This window comes from Leifsonia sp. SIMBA_070, assembly GCF_046534635.1.
In the GTDB taxonomy this organism is placed as follows: domain Bacteria; phylum Actinomycetota; class Actinomycetes; order Actinomycetales; family Microbacteriaceae; genus Leifsonia.
The window spans coordinates 1-230 of record NZ_JAWRYK010001062.1; the positions used below are offsets into that span (position 1 = coordinate 1).

Sequence of the window (230 nt, forward strand, 5' to 3'; positions counted from 1 at the left end):
GTCGATTCCGGAGTCGATTGGCATCACCCAGACCTGGCCGATAACATCTGGACGAACGCCGATGAAATTGCCGATAACGGCATCGACGACGACGGAAACGGCTTTGTCGACGACGTTCGGGGATGGGATTTCGTGGATGAGGACAACGATCCCTTAGATCGGTCCGGTCATGGGACTCACGTTTCCGGCACCATCGCCGCTTCAGATAACGGCTTCGGCGTAACGGGGGT

At 57.4% G+C, this 230-nt stretch carries 1 protein-coding gene; it reads left to right on the forward strand.

Translation table 11 applies throughout. The annotated features are described in order from the left end of the window. On the forward strand, nt 1-230 hold a 230-nt coding region (locus SB754_RS23395; protein WP_410784622.1), incomplete at both ends, for a S8 family serine peptidase.